14 protein-coding genes and 1 pseudogene are annotated in these 16,926 nt (G+C 69.5%); 12 read left to right on the forward strand and 3 right to left on the reverse strand.

Going from position 1 to position 16,926, the window contains the following annotated elements; translation table 11 throughout:
• Positions 1-113 precede the first annotated feature (113 nt).
• On the reverse strand, positions 114-2,549 hold the full coding sequence (locus D000_RS0111605; protein WP_018873696.1) for an EAL domain-containing protein: 2,436 nt from the start codon (positions 2,547-2,549) through the stop codon (positions 114-116).
• Between the two features lie 119 nt (positions 2,550-2,668).
• Positions 2,669-3,853: a tRNA epoxyqueuosine(34) reductase QueG gene (gene queG, locus D000_RS0111610; protein WP_018873697.1), complete on the reverse strand. Its 1,185-nt coding sequence runs from the start codon at positions 3,851-3,853 to the stop codon at positions 2,669-2,671.
• 18 nt (positions 3,854-3,871) lie between these two features.
• On the opposite strand from queG, the gene D000_RS0111615 reads away from it, so the two are divergent.
• The 7 genes from D000_RS0111615 (at position 3,872) to hflX (ending at position 12,166) form a co-directional block, all read left to right on the forward strand.
• Entirely contained in the window at positions 3,872-5,356 is a 1,485-nt protein-coding gene (locus tag D000_RS0111615; protein ID WP_018873698.1) for a bifunctional ADP-dependent NAD(P)H-hydrate dehydratase/NAD(P)H-hydrate epimerase, read from the forward strand.
• Complete coding sequence (gene tsaE / locus D000_RS0111620; RefSeq protein WP_018873699.1) at positions 5,353-5,847, forward strand: tRNA (adenosine(37)-N6)-threonylcarbamoyltransferase complex ATPase subunit type 1 TsaE; 495 nt, start codon at positions 5,353-5,355, stop codon at positions 5,845-5,847. The genes D000_RS0111615 and tsaE overlap by 4 nt, the downstream gene beginning before the upstream one ends.
• A 161-nt stretch (positions 5,848-6,008) precedes the next feature.
• Positions 6,009-7,313 carry an N-acetylmuramoyl-L-alanine amidase gene (locus D000_RS0111625; RefSeq protein ID WP_051074983.1) on the forward strand — a complete coding sequence of 435 codons (1,305 nt, stop codon included), beginning with the start codon at positions 6,009-6,011 and terminating at the stop codon, positions 7,311-7,313.
• A gap of 162 nt (positions 7,314-7,475) precedes the next feature.
• A complete protein-coding gene (mutL, locus tag D000_RS0111630) occupies positions 7,476-9,347 on the forward strand; it encodes a DNA mismatch repair endonuclease MutL (RefSeq protein WP_018873701.1) in 1,872 nt (623 codons plus the stop codon).
• 127 nt (positions 9,348-9,474) lie between these two features.
• Positions 9,475-10,428 (forward strand): tRNA (adenosine(37)-N6)-dimethylallyltransferase MiaA, encoded by a 954-nt coding sequence (gene miaA, locus D000_RS13515; RefSeq protein ID WP_051074981.1) that lies wholly within the window; start codon positions 9,475-9,477, stop codon positions 10,426-10,428.
• Between the two features lie 127 nt (positions 10,429-10,555).
• Positions 10,556-10,810: an RNA chaperone Hfq gene (hfq, locus tag D000_RS0111640; protein ID WP_026279962.1), complete on the forward strand. Its 255-nt coding sequence runs from the start codon at positions 10,556-10,558 to the stop codon at positions 10,808-10,810.
• A gap of 24 nt (positions 10,811-10,834) precedes the next feature.
• Complete coding sequence (gene hflX / locus D000_RS0111645; RefSeq protein ID WP_018873704.1) at positions 10,835-12,166, forward strand: ribosome rescue GTPase HflX; 1,332 nt, start codon at positions 10,835-10,837, stop codon at positions 12,164-12,166.
• 268 nt (positions 12,167-12,434) lie between these two features.
• On the opposite strand, the gene D000_RS0111650 is transcribed toward hflX, so the two are convergent.
• A complete protein-coding gene (locus tag D000_RS0111650) occupies positions 12,435-14,012 on the reverse strand; it encodes a LysM peptidoglycan-binding domain-containing protein (RefSeq protein ID WP_018873705.1) in 1,578 nt (525 codons plus the stop codon).
• Here D000_RS0111650 and D000_RS0111655 point away from each other — a divergent pair.
• From D000_RS0111655 to D000_RS0111670, 5 genes and pseudogenes are all read left to right on the forward strand, one after another.
• Entirely contained in the window at positions 14,011-14,772 is a 762-nt protein-coding gene (locus tag D000_RS0111655) for a hypothetical protein (RefSeq protein ID WP_018873706.1), read from the forward strand. The genes D000_RS0111650 and D000_RS0111655 overlap by 2 nt on opposite strands.
• Positions 14,765-15,226, forward strand: coding sequence for a ribonuclease HI (gene rnhA, locus D000_RS0111660; RefSeq protein ID WP_018873707.1), 462 nt, complete (start codon positions 14,765-14,767; stop codon positions 15,224-15,226). The genes D000_RS0111655 and rnhA overlap by 8 nt, the downstream gene beginning before the upstream one ends.
• Positions 15,227-15,237: 11 nt before the next feature.
• Complete coding sequence (gene dnaQ, locus D000_RS0111665) at positions 15,238-15,948, forward strand: DNA polymerase III subunit epsilon (RefSeq protein WP_018873708.1); 711 nt, start codon at positions 15,238-15,240, stop codon at positions 15,946-15,948.
• A gap of 393 nt (positions 15,949-16,341) precedes the next feature.
• A pseudogene (locus D000_RS14505) lies at positions 16,342-16,547 on the forward strand (hypothetical protein).
• A gap of 144 nt (positions 16,548-16,691) precedes the next feature.
• Positions 16,692-16,926: transposase (locus tag D000_RS0111670; protein WP_018873709.1), on the forward strand; the 235-nt coding region annotated here is incomplete at its 3' end.

A 16,926-nucleotide genomic window follows, 5' to 3' on the forward strand; every position in this document is an offset into this window, starting at 1 on the left:
GAGTGCGTGGTTTCACGATTGGGATTTGCCTGCACGCTAGCAAGTCCCTGCGCGGCGCGCGAAAGCGCCGGCAAAAACCAAGGAAAACACTCAGAAATTGGTTGGTGGCGGCTTCAGGCAGGGTCGTTCGCGGGCGCCGGGGGCAACAGCTGTTCCAAGGGGGTGGGTTCCGACAGGAAGAACCCTTGTACGAAGTCCAGGCCGATCTCACGCAGGCGCTCCATGGTGGCTTCCGACTCCACGCACTCCGCGATGGTGCGCAGGCCCAGCACGTGGCCCACGCGGTGGATGGCGGTGACCATGGCCGTGTCCACTGCGTTGTGCGCGATGTCGCGCACGAAGCTGCCGTCGATCTTGATGAAGTCCACCGGCAGGTTCTTCAGGTAGCCGAAAGAGGACAGCCCGCTGCCGAAGTCGTCCAGGGAGAAGCGGCAGCCCATGTAGCGCAGTGCCCGGATCAGGCTCTGGGCGCGCTCGTGATGGCTGATGGCGGCGGTCTCGGTGATCTCGAAGACGATGTTGTGTGGCGGTATGGCGTAGTGCTGCAGGCGATCGACCACGAACTCCAGCATGCTCTCCTGCGCCAGCGACTGTCCCGAGAGATTGATCGCGACGGCGGGCTCGCCCTGAGGGCGCTCGCCGTGTGTGGCGCGATGGCGGGCCAGCAGAGCAAAGGTGGCGTCGATCACGTGGCGGTCGATGTCGGGCATCAGGTGGTAGCGTTCGGCGGCCGGGATGAAGGTCCCGGGTGGTACCAGGCGGCCGTCCTCGTCGCGCAGGCGCATCAGGACCTCGACATGGGCAAGATCCATGGCGGTATTCGCCAGCGGGTGCACGGCCTGCCCGAACAGGGTGAACCGTTCCTCCTCCAGAGCCGCGCGGATGCGTCCCACCCATTCCATTTCGCCGCGGCGGCGCCGCAGTCCCAGGTCGGAGGGTTGCCACACGTAGATCCGGTTGCGGCCGGCCTCCTTGGCCGCATAGCAGGCGGAGTCTGCCTGGCTCAGGACCTCGGGCAGCGTGGGCACCGGGGGGGCAACCGGAACCAGCCCGATACTGACCCCGACATCGAAGCGGCGGCCCTCCCACGCGAAGCGCAGGTCACGCACGGTTTCGAGGATGTTCCCGGCGATGGTCCTGGCGCGTTCCAGCGGGCAATGACGCAGCAGCAGCCCGAACTCGTCGCCGCCCAGGCGGGCCAGCGTGTCGTCCTCGCGAATCTGGTGTCGCAGGCGTTCGGAGAGCTCGCGCAGGAGTTCGTCGCCGGCCTGATGTCCGCAGGTGTCGTTGATGATCTTGAACTGGTCCAAATCCATGTAGAACACCGCGTGCGGCGTCTGTCCCGGCTCCAGGTTGTCCAGTGCCGCCTCCAGGCGGTGCTCGAACTCGCGCCGGTTGCACAGTCCGGTCAGGTCGTCGTGGGTTGCCTGGTGATTGAGCTGCTGGGTCATACGCCACAGCTCGGTGTGGTCGTGCAGCACGATTACTACACCCTGCGGGGCGCTGTCCGGGCGCCGCAACGGTGACGCCAGCACGCGCACCACCCGGGTGCCGCCATCGGCCCTGTGCAGCACGCGTTCCGGGGACTCCATGGTGTCGCCGTGCTCCAGGCACTGCTCGACCGGGCGCCGAACGCTGGCGCCGGTGCGGGTGTCTTCCAGGGCCAGCAGGTCGTCGACCCGCTGGCCCTGGGCGCTGACGGCATCCAGGCCCAGCAGGGTCTCCGCCGCCGGGTTGAGATAGGTCAGGTGGCCTTCGGTATCCGCGGTGATCACCCCGTCGTCGATCGACTGCAGGGTCGTCAGCAGGCGGTCGCGCTCGGCCCCGGTGGCTGCCTCGGCAGCGCGCAGGGAGGTGATGTCCCAGGCCACGCCGAGCACCCCGCCCGCATCCTGAAGCGGCATCCAGGACACGCTCAGGCGGGCACCGTTGACCGCAACCTCCAGTTCGAAGGTCTCGCCGTGCAGGGCCCGTTCCACCGCGGTGATGATCTCGGGATGCTGGGCATAGACCTCGCGGACATCACGGCCGACGACCTCGCCGGGGCGCAGGCCCAGGGCAGTGAGACCCTTGCCCTCGGACAGCGTGAACAGGCCTTCGGCATCGAGCGCGAACAGGATCAGTGGCGCATGCCGGACGGTCGCCCCTAGCCGGGCCTCGACGGTCCGCAGGGCCTGGACCGACTGTCGCTCGCGGGTGATGTCGCGCACCGTGGTGAATACTTCGAGCTCCCCGTCGGTGTGGATCGCATTGATGTGCACCTCGGCCGGGAACTCGCTGCCATCGCGGCGCCGGTAGCGGCTCTCGAAGTGGGCCGGCAGGCGTTGCCGGGGGGCGGAATGGGCCTGCTCCACGTCTTCCTGGGTGGCGTTCAGGTCGAGGTCGGTGACGTGAATGCCGCCGATCAGCTCGGCCTCGCTGTAGCCCAGCAGGTCACATGCCGCGCGGTTGGCGGCGATGATGCCGCCGCTGCGGCTGAGGACCAGATGGGCCTCGGGCGCCTGTTCGAAGATCCGCTGGTAGCGCTTGGCGTCCGATTGTTCGGGCATGGCGTTGGGAGGGTGTCCTGGCGATTCGAGCCGGGGTGGTGCCCCGCTGGCAGGTTGCTCGGGTGGGCGGGCTGCCGTTCGAGTGTCGCGCGTGGGGCGCCGGGTGGCAACCGCCGCGCTCAGAAATTCGTCGCGTTCCCGCCGGGGGCGTGGGTCAGGCGGTCGAGCGTGTCGGTCTGGTTGTCCCGCGACCCCTGGCTGCGCAGGCGGCGGTGGGCCCAGGCGACATGTTCGCGCACCAGCGCCGAGGGGTGGTCGGCGCGCGCGCTCAGGGCGGCGCTGGCCGCCACCGTCGCCGGTCCATTGCCCAGGGCGACCGCGAGGTTGCGCAGCCACTGGGTATGCCCGATGCGCCGAATCGCCATGCCTTCGGTGCGCGCAAGAAACTCGGCCTCGTCCCAGGCAAAAAGGTCTACCAGCCGCGCCGCGTCCAGGCCGTGCCGGGCGCTGAAGTCCGGCTCCACGGAGACCTCGGCAAAACGGTTCCAGGGGCAGACCAGCTGGCAGTCGTCGCAACCGTAGATGCGGTTGCCTATCAACGGTCGCAGATCCTCCGGTATGGGCCCCTTCAGCTCGATGGTCAGATAGGAGATGCAGCGCCGCGCATCCAAGTCGTAGGGGCCGCGAAAGGCCTGCGTGGGGCAGACCTCGAGACAGGCGGTGCACTGGCCGCAGTGTTCCGTGGCGGCGGTATCGGTTGGTAGCGGCAGGTCGGTGAACAGCTCCCCGAGGAAGAACCACGAGCCACTCTCGCGTGCGAGCAGGTTGGTGTTCTTGCCAATCCAGCCAAGCCCGGCACGGGCCGCCAGGGCCTTCTCCAGGATCGGCGCGCTGTCGGTAAAGGCGCGATAGCCGAACGGCCCGATTTCGCCCTCGATCCACTGCCCCAGCGCAGTCAGCCGTTTGCGCAGCAGCTTGTGGTAGTCGCGGCCAAGGGCGTAGCGCGACACGTAGGCGGCATCGCCCTCGGCGAGCTGGATGGCCGGGCGCCGCGTGGCCGGGGGGAAGTAATCCATGCGCACGCTGATGATGCGCTGCACCCCGGGAAACAACGTATTCGGCTTGTGGCGCAGGGCCGCGCGGGCGGCCATCCAGTGCATCTCGCCGTGGCTGCCCTGCTCCAGCCAGGCGTCCAGGTGCTGGCGATCCTGCACCGGGACCTCGGCGGGCGCGATGCCGACGCCCTGGAAGCCCAGGTCGCGTGCGCGCTGCCGGATGCGGCCGGCCAGTTCGGCACATTGGCGTGAATCGAGACGCTCAGGCACGATTTCGACTTCCGCGGAGGAGGTGATGGCGTGAATCATGAACCCGACCCACAAGCGTTGACCAGCGCACTGTTCGACAACGCGGGCATGCGCGCCCTGGATGCCGCCGGCATGGCCCTGCCGGGCATGGCCCCTGGCGAACTGATGGAGCGCGCCGGGCGGGCCCTGCTGGACGGTCTGCGCCGGTACTGGCCGCAGGCGCGGCGCCTCGGGATCCTCTGCGGGCCCGGCAATAACGGCGGCGATGGCTACGTGCTGGCCCGGCTCGCGCGGGCCGAGGGTCTGGTGGTCCGGGTCCATGGCGGGCCCTCGCGGGCGCGGCCCGAGTCCGACGGGCGCCGCGCCTGCCGGCGCTGGCAGGAAGCGGGTGGCGAGGTGCTGATGCTGGAGGCGTTCGATCCGCAGGCGGCCGATGTCTGGGTGGACTGCCTGTTCGGGATCGGTCTGGAGCGGCCGCTGGACGATGCCTATGGCGAGCTGGTGGAGCGCCTGAACGCAAGTGGATGCCCGATTCTTGCGGCCGATGTCCCGTCGGGCGTGGACAGCGAGACCGGGCAGGTGTGCGCCCGCGCCGTGCGCGCCGACCGTACCCTGACGCTGATCGCGGACAAGCTGGGGCTGCATACCGGTGCCGCCGTGGACTACACCGGTGCCGTGGAGATCGACACCCTCGGGCTGCCCGCCGCGATTGTTGCCGCGGTACCCCCGGTCGCCCGCCGGCTGGGGCCTGACGACTGGCAGGAGGGGCTTCCGCCGCGGCGCCCGGGGGCGCACAAGGGTGACTGCGGTCACGTGCTGGTGGTGGGCGGGGCCCCGGGGTATTCCGGCGCAGCGCGCCTGGCGGCCACAGCCGCGCTGCGGGCCGGGGCCGGTCGGGTGACCCTGGCCACCCACCCCGAACATGCCGCCTGGGCCAACCTGGAGCGCCCCGAACTGATGGTGCAGGGGGTGTCCGGTGCCGCGCCGCTGCAGGCGCTGCTGCGCCGGGTGGACGCGGTGGTGGTCGGGCCGGGGCTGGGGCAGGACGCCTGGGGGCGGGAACTCTGGCTGGCGGTCGCGGACGCCGCCTGTCCGGCGGTGGTGGATGCCGACGCCCTGAACCTGCTCGCGGCCGCGCCGCGCCGGGGGCGGGACTGGGTGCTGACCCCGCATCCCGGGGAGGCGGCCCGCCTGCAGGGAACTGACGTGTCCGGTATCGAGGCCGCGCGACCCGCACAGGTGCGCGCGCTGGCCGAGCGTCTGGGCGGGGTGGTGCTGCTCAAGGGCGCGGGGACCCTGGTCGCCGGCCCCGGGGCAGACCCGATCACGTGCGTGACGGGTGGTCATCCGGGCATGGCCACCGCGGGTAGCGGCGATGTGCTGGCCGGCATCATTGGTGCCCTGCGCGCACAGGGCACCGCGGCACGCCAGGCCGCCGAGACCGGGGCGGCCTGGCACTGCGCAGCGGCCAGGATCGCGCGGGACCGCATCGGCGGTGAACGCGGGATGCTGGCGGGGGATCTCGCCGCGGCCCTGCCGGCCGCGGCCGGGGCCGTGTCGTGACCGCCGCGCCTGCCCCGTTGTTACTGGCCGACCTTGAGGCCACCGAGGCCGCCGGTGCCGCGCTGGCGCGGCTGGAGGCCCCGCGCATCGTGTTCCTGGAGGGTGACCTGGGGGCCGGCAAGACCACCTGGGTACGTGGCCTGCTGCGGCAACTGGGGCACCACGGGGCGGTGCGCAGCCCCACCTACACCCTGGTGGAGCCCTACACCCTGGACGGGCGCCAGGTGCTGCATTTCGACCTCTACCGCCTGGGTGATCCGGAGGAGCTCGAGTATCTGGGCGTGCGCGAGGACTTCGGTGACGGGGCCCTGTGGCTGGTGGAGTGGCCGGAGCGCGGCGCCGGCTGGCTGCCCGCGCCGGATCTGGTTGTGCGTCTGGCGCACCGCGCGGATACCGCTGCCGGGCGCGAGCTGCGCCTGGAGGGGCCGCAGGCCGCGCCCTACCGTCAGGCACTCAAGCAGGCCGGTCTGGGCTGCCAAGACTTGGCCTGACACGCGCAAAAGGCGTGGTATCTAATTCATATGGCGAGAAAATCGCTATTGCTTTTCCAGAAAAAGCGTCCACAATGTAGGCAGACCCCCTGATTACAAAGGGAATCGCCGTGGGCCAACCAACATCGCCGAATCTGCGCCGCCGTCAGCTGCTGCGCGCCATGACTGCCCTCGGGCTGGTCGGTATGCCGCTGCCGGCCCTGGCTCGAACCGGCGTGCAGCGCGTCCGCATGTCGGTGGACGGTGATACCACCCGCGTGGTCTTCGACATGGACGGCGAAGCCGACTACTCCATGTTTCATCTGCAATCCCCCGACCGCCTGGTGGTGGACCTCGAGAACGCCCGAGCGATCGAGGATCTTGCCATCAGCGACAACCCGCGCTCGGCGATCAAGGCCGTGCGCCATGCAGCGCGCAATGGTTCGGACCTGCGCGTGGTCTTCGATCTGCGCAAGCCGGTGGAGCCGCGCAGCTTTGTGCTGATGCCGGCCCAGGGGGCCCCGCACCGCCTGGTGCTGGACCTGAACGCCGGCGAGGCCATCGCCCCGCGCGTGGCCGAGAACAGCAACGGCGCCCGTCGCGGACGCTCGCAGGAGAATCTGCGCGACGTGGTGGTGGCCATCGATGCCGGCCACGGCGGCCACGACCCGGGGGCGATCGGCCCGGCAGGCACCCGCGAGAAGGACGTGGTCCTGCAGATCGCGCGGCGCCTGGCCGAGCGCGTCGACAGTGAACGCGGCATGAAGGCGGTGATGATCCGGAGCGGCGACTATTTTCTGCCGCTGCGCGAACGCATCGAGCGTGCGCGCAAGGCGGATGCCGATGTCTTCGTGTCCATCCATGCGGATGCGATCGCGAACCGCAGCGTGCAGGGCTCTTCGGTCTATATGCTGTCCGAGCGCGGGGCCTCGAGCGAGGCGGCGCGTTTCCTTGCCCAGCGCGAGAACCAGGCCGACCTGAGCCTGGGCGGGGTGCCGATCAACGGCAAGGACGACTCCCTAACCAACGTGCTGCTGGATCTTGCGCAAAGCGGCAGCCTGGAGGCCAGCAACACGCTGGCCGAGCGCATGATTTCCGAGCTGCACCGGGTGGGCAAGGTGCGCAAGCCGGAGGTGGAGCGCGCCAACTTTGCGGTGCTGCGCTCGCCGGACGTGCCGTCCATCCTGGTCGAGGCGGCGTTCATCTCCAATCCATCGGAGGAACGCAAGCTGCGCAGTGCCAGCTTCCAGAGTTCGCTGGCGGATGCGATGCTGACTGGCCTGCGTTCGTACTTCTCCACCCATGCGCGTCCGGGCACGCTGATCGCGGACGGGCAGCCGGACCAGCACATCATCCGCCCGGGCGAGACCCTCTCCGGGATCGCCGATCGCTACAGCCTGTCTCTGGCGGAGCTGCGCTCGGCCAACAACGTGAGCGACGACCGCATCTACGCCGGTCAGGTCCTGCAGATCCCGCGCGATTCCTGAATGGGGTCAGTGGGTGGGCGCACAGGCCTGCGTCCACCGAGGACTTCTACTCCCGCCCGGTACCCGGTCACGTCCTGCATCGTTGCCGGGCTCGCTTTCTAGGCACCGCGGCGCCGGCACGGTTAGGCTAGGCACCCGGTTTCCCGTCTCCAGGTGTCGCCCGTGGCGATTGCAAAGCTCTCCGAACAACTGATCAACCAGATCGCGGCCGGCGAGGTGATCGAGCGCCCGGCGTCGGTGGTCAAGGAACTGCTGGAGAATGCCCTGGATGCCGGTGCGACGCGGGTGGACGTGCGTCTAGAGCAGGGTGGCGTCCGGCTGATCCAGATCAGCGACAACGGCAGCGGGATCTATCGCGACGAGATGCCCCTGGCGCTGTCGCGTCACGCCACCAGCAAGATCACCTGCATGGATGACCTCGAGGCCCTGCATACGCTGGGGTTTCGCGGCGAGGCCCTGCCCTCCATCGCCTCCGTGTCGCGGTTGTCCCTGACCTCGATGGTGGACGGCGAGCGCAACGGCTGGCGGCTGACCGGAGATGGCTCCGACGTGTTTCGCGAGGCTGCCCCGGCGGCGCATCCGGTGGGCACGACGGTCGAGGTGCGGGATCTGTTCTTCAACGTCCCCGCGCGGCGCAAGTTCGTGCGTACCGAACGCACCGAGTACAACCACTGCGAGGGCGTCATCCGGACCCAGGCGGCGGCCTGTCCGGAGGTAGCCTTCAGCCTGCGTCACAACGACCGTGTCACCCTGGACCTGCCGGCGGCCCGGGACCCGGCGGAGCGGGTGCGCGCCCTTCTTGGCGAGGCATTTCTGGAACACGCGACTGCGGTGGACGAACAGCGCGCCGGGCTCGCCCTGTCCGGCTGGCTGGGCGCCCCGACCCAGTCCCGCGCGCAGCCCGACCAGCAGTACTTCTTCGTCAATGGCCGCGCGATTCGTGACCGCGTGCTGGCTGCCGCGGTGCGCAAGGCCTATCAGGACGTGCTCTACCACGGACGTCATCCGATGTTCGTGCTGGAGCTGGAGCTGGATCCGACGCAGGTGGATGTCAATGCCCATCCCACCAAGCAGGAGGTCCGCTTCCGGGAATCGCGGATGGTGCATGACTTCATCTTCCACAGTCTGCACAAGGCGCTGGCGGCCCTGCGTCCGGGTGATGCCGGGCATGCCACGGCCGTGCCGGTGACGGGGGGAGTGCCCGGGGGGCGCATCGCGGCCCCGCCGCCCGGGCAGGAGCGCGGGCTGTCCGGGCTGGGGCTGGCTGGTTCCGGTGCCGGGGCCGGATTCCGGGAGTCTTCGCGTCCGTCTCGTGACCCGGACTTTCAGGCGGCCTGGGCCGAGTTTCGCGGCGCCCCCGCGGTCGCCGAGGCCCGCCCGGACCGTTATGCCGTGGGAGCGGTCGGCGCTGCCGCGACCTCGCCCGATCCGGGCCCGGACGGCGACGGGATGCCGCCGCTGGGCTTTGCCCTGGGGCAGGTGGCCGAGACCTTTATCCTCGCCGAGAATGCCCGCGGGCTGATCGTGGTGGACATGCATGCTGCCCACGAGCGCATCACCTACGAGCGCCTCAAGCGCGAATGGGAAGGCGCGCGCGTCACTTCGCAGCCGTTGCTGGTGCCGGAGAACCTCGAGGTTACCCCGGCCGAGGCGGAACTGGCCGAGACCCAGGCCGAGGTGCTGGGCGAGCTCGGCTTCGAACTCGACCGGGCGGGCCCCGAGACGCTGGTGCTGCGCGCGGCCCCCGCCCTGCTGCGCGGTCAGGATACCGCCCAGCTGGTACGCGACGTGCTGGCGGACCTGGCGGCGGTCGGTTACAGCCACCGGGCCGAGGGCGCGATGAATGCCGTGCTGGGCACGATCGCCTGCCATGGCTCGGTGCGTTCCGGCCGCCGTCTCACCCTCCCCGAGATGAACCAGCTGCTGCGCGATATGGAGGCCACCGAACGCAGCGGCCAGTGCAACCATGGCCGGCCCACCTGGGTCGAGTTGGATCATCAGGCGCTGGATCGCCTGTTCCTGCGCGGGCGGTGAGGCAGCGCCGAGCCATGGTTGTACCTGCGCTGGCGCCCCGGTGCGGCCGCGCTGCGCGGCCCGGGCGCGTGCATTGAACGCCGTGTCCGCGCCGGACGGGTTCGGGCCCGAGCGGCCGCCGGTGGTAATGCTGGCCGGGCCGACCGCGGCAGGCAAGACGGCGCTCTCGCTGGCGCTGGCGGAGGCCCTGGACGCGGAGATCGTCAGCGTCGATTCGGCACTGGTCTATCGCGGCATGGATATCGGCACGGCCAAGCCGGATGCCGGTGAGCGCGCCCGGGTCCCGCATCACCTGCTGGATGTCCGCAACCCGGAGGACACCTACAACGCCTCCGATTTTGCCCGGGATGCGCGTGCCGCGATCGCCGCCATCCACGCGCGTGGCCGCGTGGCCCTGCTGGCGGGAGGCACATTGCTGTACCTGCGGGCCTTGCTGGACGGGTTCGACCCGATCCCGCCAGTGCCGGAGGCCGTGCGCGCGGAGGTGCGAGCGCGTTTGGACCATGCGGGTTCCGCGGCCCTGCACGCCGAGCTGGCGGGTGTCGACCCGGATGCGGCGGCACGGATCCACCCGAACGATCCGCAGCGTATCCTGCGCGCCCTGGAGGTCTTTGCCGCCTCCGGCCGGCCGTTGTCCTCCTTCCAGAGTGGAGCGGCGCCGGAGGTTCCCGCGGACTGGGTCTCGCTCGCGCTGTGGCCGCAGGATCGCGACCGCCTGCGCCGCCGCATCGCTCAACGCTTCGACACGATGCTGGAGGCCGGCTTTGTCGACGAACTGATGGCGCTCGCCCGGCGTCCCGGCCTGACCGCGGAACACCCCTCGCAGCGGGCAGTCGGCTATCGCCAGGGCTGGGCATGGCTGGCCGGGGAGTACGACTTCGCGACCTTCCGCGAGCGCGCCATTGCGGCCACCCGCCAGCTCGCCAAGCGCCAGCTCACCGGGTTGCGCCGCTTCCCGCTGCATGCCCGTCTGGCGGCCGAGGGGGTGGATCTGGCGCAGACCCTGGCAGCGATTCGCACGGCCGCGGGCACCCGGGCGGTGGCGGCTGCGTCGGACCCGCCGTCGCGGGATCACAGCTAACGCCGGGCAGGCATGGCGGGCGGCGGGCGGCGGCCGGTATGCTACGCTTCACAAAGGCTTGGAAAGCGTCGAGTGGGCAGACGCCGGATGGGCCGGGCGCCAATAATAACGATCAAGGAATGCACCGATGGCCAAAGGGCAAATGTTGCAGGAACCTTTCCTGAATGCGCTGCGTCGGGACCGGATCCCGGTCTCGATCTACCTGGTGAACGGGATCAAGCTGCAGGGGCAGATCGAATCCTTCGACCAGTTCGTGGTTCTGCTGCGCAGCACGGTGTCGCAGATGGTCTACAAGCATGCGATCTCCACCATCGTCCCGGCCCGTCAGGTGAACATGAACAACGAGAACGAGCAGGCGGCCTCGGCCGGGGACGACGCCTGAACATGAGCGGAGGTCTGCACCAGCTTGTTTGAACGTCCCGAGAGTGGCGGTGATGCCGCCGTTGGCAATGCCGCGGTCCTGGTTGCGCTGAACATCGGGGACAACCCCGATATCGAGGCCCAGGTACAGGAATTCGACGAGCTGGTGCGCTCGGCCGGCGCCGAGGTCCGGGCGGTGGTGCGCGGGTCGCGTGACCGTCCGCATCCCAAGCTGTTCGTCGGGGCCGGCAAGGCGGACGAGATCCGCGAGGCCGTGCAGGCGTTCGAGGCCGACGTGGTGATCTTCAACCACGCGCTGTCGCCCAGCCAGGAACGCAATCTGGAGAAGCACCTGCAGTGCCGGGTGCTGGACCGCTCCGGCCTGATCCTCGATATCTTTGCCCAGCGTGCGCGTTCCCATGAGGGCAAGCTGCAGGTGGAGCTGGCGCAGCTGCGGCACATGTCCACGCGCCTGGTGCGCGGCTGGACCCACCTGGAACGGCAGAAGGGCGGCATCGGCCTGCGCGGCCCGGGGGAGACCCAGCTGGAGACTGACCGCCGGCTGCTGGCCGGACGCATCAAGCACATCGAGCGGCGTCTGGAGAAGGTCGAGCGCACCCGCGAGCAGGGCCGCCAGGCGCGCCTGCGCAACGAGATCCCCACGGTCTCGCTGGTGGGCTATACCAACGCCGGCAAGTCCACCCTGTTCAACCGCCTGACGCACTCCCGTGTCTACCAGGCGGACCAGCTGTTCGCGACCCTGGACCCGACCCTGCGTCGGCTGGACCTGGCGCCGCACCAGTCGCTGATCCTGGCGGACACGGTCGGTTTCGTGCGCGATCTTCCGCACGAGCTGGTCGCGGCCTTCAAGGCCACCCTGACCGAGACCCGCGAGGCGGCCCTGCTGCTGCATGTGATCGATGCCGCCGATCCCGAGCGCGAGGCGCGCATCCGCCAGGTCGAGGAGGTGCTCAAGGAGATCGGTGCCGAGGATGTCCCGTGCTGGCGGGTCTACAACAAGATCGACCAGCTGGAAAACCCGGCCGAGGATCCGGACCAGCGCTTCGGGCTCGCGGACGACGCCTTCTGGTTGTCGGCCCGCACCGGCGAGGGGGTCGAGCGGCTGGAGCAGCGTCTGGCCGAGACTTTCACCGAGGCCATGGTAGAGGGCTGGGTGGAGCTCCCGGCCGCCGCGGGGCGGCTGCGCGCGCAGCTGTACGGGGAGAAGGCGGTGGAGGCCGAGCAGACCGCGCCGGACGGGGGTATCCAGCTGCGCCTGCAGCTGCCGCAGCGGCGCTTCGAGCAGCTTTTCCGGGCCGCGGGGCTGGACCCGGAGGCCACTCGCCCCAGACCCCGGGAATCCGATACCCCCGTGTAATCCAGTCGCGGTCTTTGCCGCCGGTCGCCATGCGCTTCGCCGGCTGCGGATCGCCAGCGAGCCACAGCGAAGGCACGAAAACGGGCAAGGTCAAGGGATTTCACAGGAAGGGTGGAAGGATAGAAGGCTTTAGACAGGATGGGCCGGGCTGGCCCGGTTACCGTCCGAGCTCGGCGCCGCTTGGCGGCATGGATTCCTTCGGACCTTCCTGTCTTCCTGTGAAGTCCCCTGACCTTGCCCGTTTCGTGTCTTTGTGGGGAGTGTCGATTCAGGCGTCGCCCTGGGCGATGGCCTCCTGATCGGCGCTGGCCAGGTACAAGGTCAGGGTCTCGCCCGCGCGGATGCCGTCGCCATTGAGGCTGTTCCAGCGGCGCAGGTCGCGGATGCTGACCTGATGACGGCGGGCGATGGCTGACAGGGAGTCGCCCGGACGCACTTCGTATTCGATGCGCTGGCCGTCGGGCCCGCGGTCGGGGTCGGCCCGCACCACCTTCAGGGTGTCGCCCGGTCGCAGGATCGCGTCCGGTTCCAGCCCGTTGGCGGTGCGCAGCGCGCCGATCGACATGCCGGTGCGCTGACTGATGTGCCACAGGCTGTCGCCCGGCTGGACCTCGTAGTCCTCGGCGGCGGCGGTGTCGACGCTGGCCACGCGCAGCGGCTCGTCCTCGGGGGCGCTGGCGGGCAGGCGCAGGGTCTGCCCGGCGCGGATCATGTCGCCATCAAGGTTGTTCATGTCGCGCAGCACGGCGACCCGGGTCCCGGCGCGCTCGGCAATGCGCCCGAGGTTGTCCCCGTTGCGCACGGTGTACTCGCGGAACCGGATCAGCGGTTCATCCTCGCGCGCGTCCAGCGCCGTCTCCAGTATCGGCACGACCTCGCGCGGCACGAAAAGGTGCTGTGCGCCCCCGGGATGGGTGGCATGCCGGTGGTAGCCGGGGTTGAGCTGCTTGAGGGTCTCGGTGTCCATGTCCACCAGCTCGGCAATCAGCGAGAAGTCCGCCTGACGGCCGGGCTCGATCATCTCCAGGGCTGGCTGGTTGGCGATGGGGGCAATCGCGATGTCGTGGGCGTCCGGTTCCAGGAAAAGCTGGCGCAGGGCGAGCAGGCGCGGGATGTACGCGGTCGGCTCGGCCGGCAGATCCAGGCTCCAGTAGTCGGTGGGCTCGCCGCGGGCTGCGTTGCGGTTGATCGCGCGCTGGATGTTCCCCTGCCCGTAGTTGTAGGCGGCCAGGGCCAGGTACCAGTCGTCGAAGCGGCGGTGCAGCGCCTGCAGGTAGTCCAGGGCGGCGAGCGTGGACTTGTAGACGTCGCGGCGGCCGTCATACCAGTGGTCGCGCGTCAGGTCGAAATAGTCGCCGGTCGCCGGCATGAACTGCCAGATCCCGGCGGCGCGGCTGCCCGAGGTCGCCTGTGCGACAAAGCCGCTCTCCACGATTGGGAGCAGCAGGAGTTCGGCGGGCATGTCGCGCGCCTCGATCTCGGACAGGATGAAGTAGGCAAACGGCTCCGCGCGCCGAGTGGCATGCTCGATGATGCGCGGATGGTCGCGGTAGTGGTCGATGTAGCGCCCCACGCGCTCGTGGTCCAGCGCCTCGTTGAAGCCGAACCCGAGTCGGGCCCGCTCCCACAGGTCGTCAGTCTCCAGGGCGCGTTGCGCGGCATCGCGGCGCTGGCGCTGCATGGCCGCCTGCACGTCCTCGGTCGTGCGGGGTTCGACGATCGGCTGGTCGGCCTGGTCGGTATCCAGCGTGCGCCCGGAGTCGTGTAGGCTACAGGCAGAGGCGAACAGGGCCGTCAGGCTGAGGATCAGGGCGGCCTGCAGCCGCTTGCGGAGGCGTGATGTCATGGCGCTGGAGGATAAACCAGAGATGGGGGATCACCAAGGCCTGTTCCTGAACTGGTTGGCGCACTGGTATGCCCAGCCGCAGGGGCGGAGGGTCCGCGAGCGCTTCCTGGAACGGATTCGGCGCTATGGCGATCCCGGCCCCGGCGACCTGGCGGTGGAGCTGGCGCCGGTGCCGATCCTGGAGGAGAAGGACGCCGTGCAGGCGCCGCTGGTGCGTGTTGTCCCCGCCCAGCCGGTACTGCGCATGGCGCCGGAGGCCTGGCCGATGGAATCCGGCTGCGCCCGGCGTATCGTGCTCGCCCACCCCTGCGCCCAGAGCGACCACCCGGGCGCGGTGATCGCCGAGGCGGCACGGGTGCTGGCGCCCGAGGGGTACGTGTTCCTGCTGGAGGGCAACCGCCTGCAGCATGCCGGGCGTCAGGGTGTCCGCGCCTCGCCGCTGCCCGAGGGGCTGCGCCGGCGCCAGTATCGCGAGCTGCTGGAGGCGGCGGACCTCGATGTGCTGGATCAGTGGAGTCTGAGCCTGCTGCCGCCGGGACTACCCGCCGCCTGGCAAAAGCGCCTGGCGACCATGGACGCCTGGACCCTGCGCGGCCTGCCACCGCTGGCCAGCATGATTCTGACCGTCGCCCACAAACGCGTGGACATGCCGCTGCGCCCGGCCCGGCGCTTCCGGTTTGCGCTGCCTGATCCCGCCCCGCGGCCGGGACTGGTATCCTCGCGCTCCCCTCATTCCGGAGTCCGCCGATCCAATGGCTGACGAGCGTGTCTACATCTATACCGACGGGGCCTGTCGCGGTAATCCCGGGCCGGGCGGCTGGGGTGCAATCCTGCGCTATCGCGGGACCGAGCGCGAGCTCTACGGCGCCGAGGCCGAGACCACCAACAACCGCATGGAGCTGACGGCCGCGATCCGTGCCCTGGAGACGCTGAAGCGCCCCTGCAAGGTCGAGCTGGTGACGGACTCCAAGTACGTGAAGCAGGGCGTGACCGAGTGGCTTCCGGGCTGGAAGCGCCGCAACTGGAAGTCCGCCAGTGGTTCCCCGGTGAAGAACCGCGACCTCTGGGAAGCGCTCGATGCCGAGGCCGCACGCCATGACATCGAGTGGTACTGGGTGCGTGGGCACAGCGGCCACCCGGAGAACGAGCGCGCCGACGAACTGGCCAACATCGGTATTGATGCCCTGCTGGCCGGCGAACCCATCGAGAACTGAGAGGCAACGCGATGCGCCAGATCGTGCTGGACACCGAGACCACGGGCCTGGAGCCCTCCGATGGCCACCGCATCATCGAGATCGGCTGCCTGGAGCTGGATAACCGCCGGCCGACCGGCCGCAAGCTGCACGAGTACCTGCAGCCGGACCGCGAGATCGACGCCGGTGCGATCGAGGTGCACGGGATCACCAACGAATTCCTCGCCGACAAGCCACGCTTTGTCGACGTGGCGGGAGAGTTCGTCGATTTCATCCGTGGTGCCGAGCTGATCATCCACAACGCGCCGTTCGATGTCGGCTTCATCAACCACGAGCTGCGTCTGCTGGGGGATGCGGCGCCGGCGACCGAGGTGGCCGAGGTCTGCACCGTGCTGGATTCGCTGGTGATGGCGCGGCGCATGCACCCCGGGGCACGCAACTCCCTGGATGCGCTGTGCAAGCGCTACGAGGTGGACGGCTCCGGGCGCACCCTGCACGGGGCGCTGCTCGATGCCGAGCTGCTGGCGGATGTCTACCTGGCGATGACCGGGGGGCAGGTAGCGCTGACGCTGGATGCCGGGGGTGATGGCGACGCCGCGGCCGGGCCCGTGCAGGCGCGGCGTTCGGGCAAGCCGCTTCCGGTGATCGAGCCGACGCCGGAGGAGCAGGCGGCGCACGAGGCGCTCCTGCAGACCCTCGACGAGGCAGCCGGCGGCACCTGCCGCTGGCGCGCCAACGCCTGATTCCGTCGACCGGCGGCGGAGCTGCTCCGGCCTTCTGGTGCCTTCGCCCGGCCGCCTGCCTCGTGGTGGCTGGTCCTGGTTCGTGATCCGGTGTTTACGTGCCTCCGGTCCGCATACTGCCAGGCGCTGACTCGCCAGCGCGCCCCGAGTGACTTCTTTGCTCGTGCAAAGAAGTCACCAAGAAACACGCCCGACGGCCGCGACCCCGGCCCGCTTCGCGGGCCGGGGTTTCCCTCGCTCCGAGGCTTTTCGCGGGCGGTGCTGAACTCGCTACGCCTTCGGCTTCGCTCAGACATCCAGCGCCTTTTCTCCCGCGAAAACCCTCTCCGCTCGGCGCGACGACAACGGGGAGGCAGGTCCAAACAACGGCGATCCCAACAAGATTGCCAGTGGATGAAGGCTGGGTCTTCGGACATCCTGGGCACGCTCGGCCTTTGGCCGTTGCGTGCCGCGCCCGCAAGCGGGCGCCGGGGGCTTTCAGGCTGCAGTGCCCGTTGTGCTGTCGCCGGTCTGGAAGTCCTTCTGTTTTGACCTTCGTCTCCCGTATGGAGCCCCTTGCGGAAGGGTTCTCGGGCCGGGAGAAGGCGCTGGATGTCTGAGCGAAGCGCAGCGTAGCGAGTTCAGCGCCGCCGGCCCGAGAGCCCTGGAGCAAGGTTCCCGGGCGAAATCCGGGTGCCCTTCTTTGGGTCCTTTTGAACCGTACCGACTTTTCCGGAGGCTCTGATCCTTGGGAGGATAGAGCGATGAGTGAGATGACACGGTATAGCCCGGAGGTCCGGGAACGGGCGGTGCGGCTGGTGTGGGAACACCAGGAGGAGTATTCGTCGCAGCATGCGGCGATGCAGTCCATTGCGCCGAAGATCGGCTGCACGCCGGAGACGCTGCGGCTGTGGGTCCGCCGCGCGGAGCGCGAGCGGGACGATGCCTCGGCGCTGTCCGACAGCGAGCGCGCACGCCTGAAGGCGCTGGAGCGGGAGA

The organism is Thioalkalivibrio sp. ALJ16 (assembly GCF_000377345.1).
Taxonomy (GTDB): domain Bacteria; phylum Pseudomonadota; class Gammaproteobacteria; order Ectothiorhodospirales; family Ectothiorhodospiraceae; genus Thioalkalivibrio.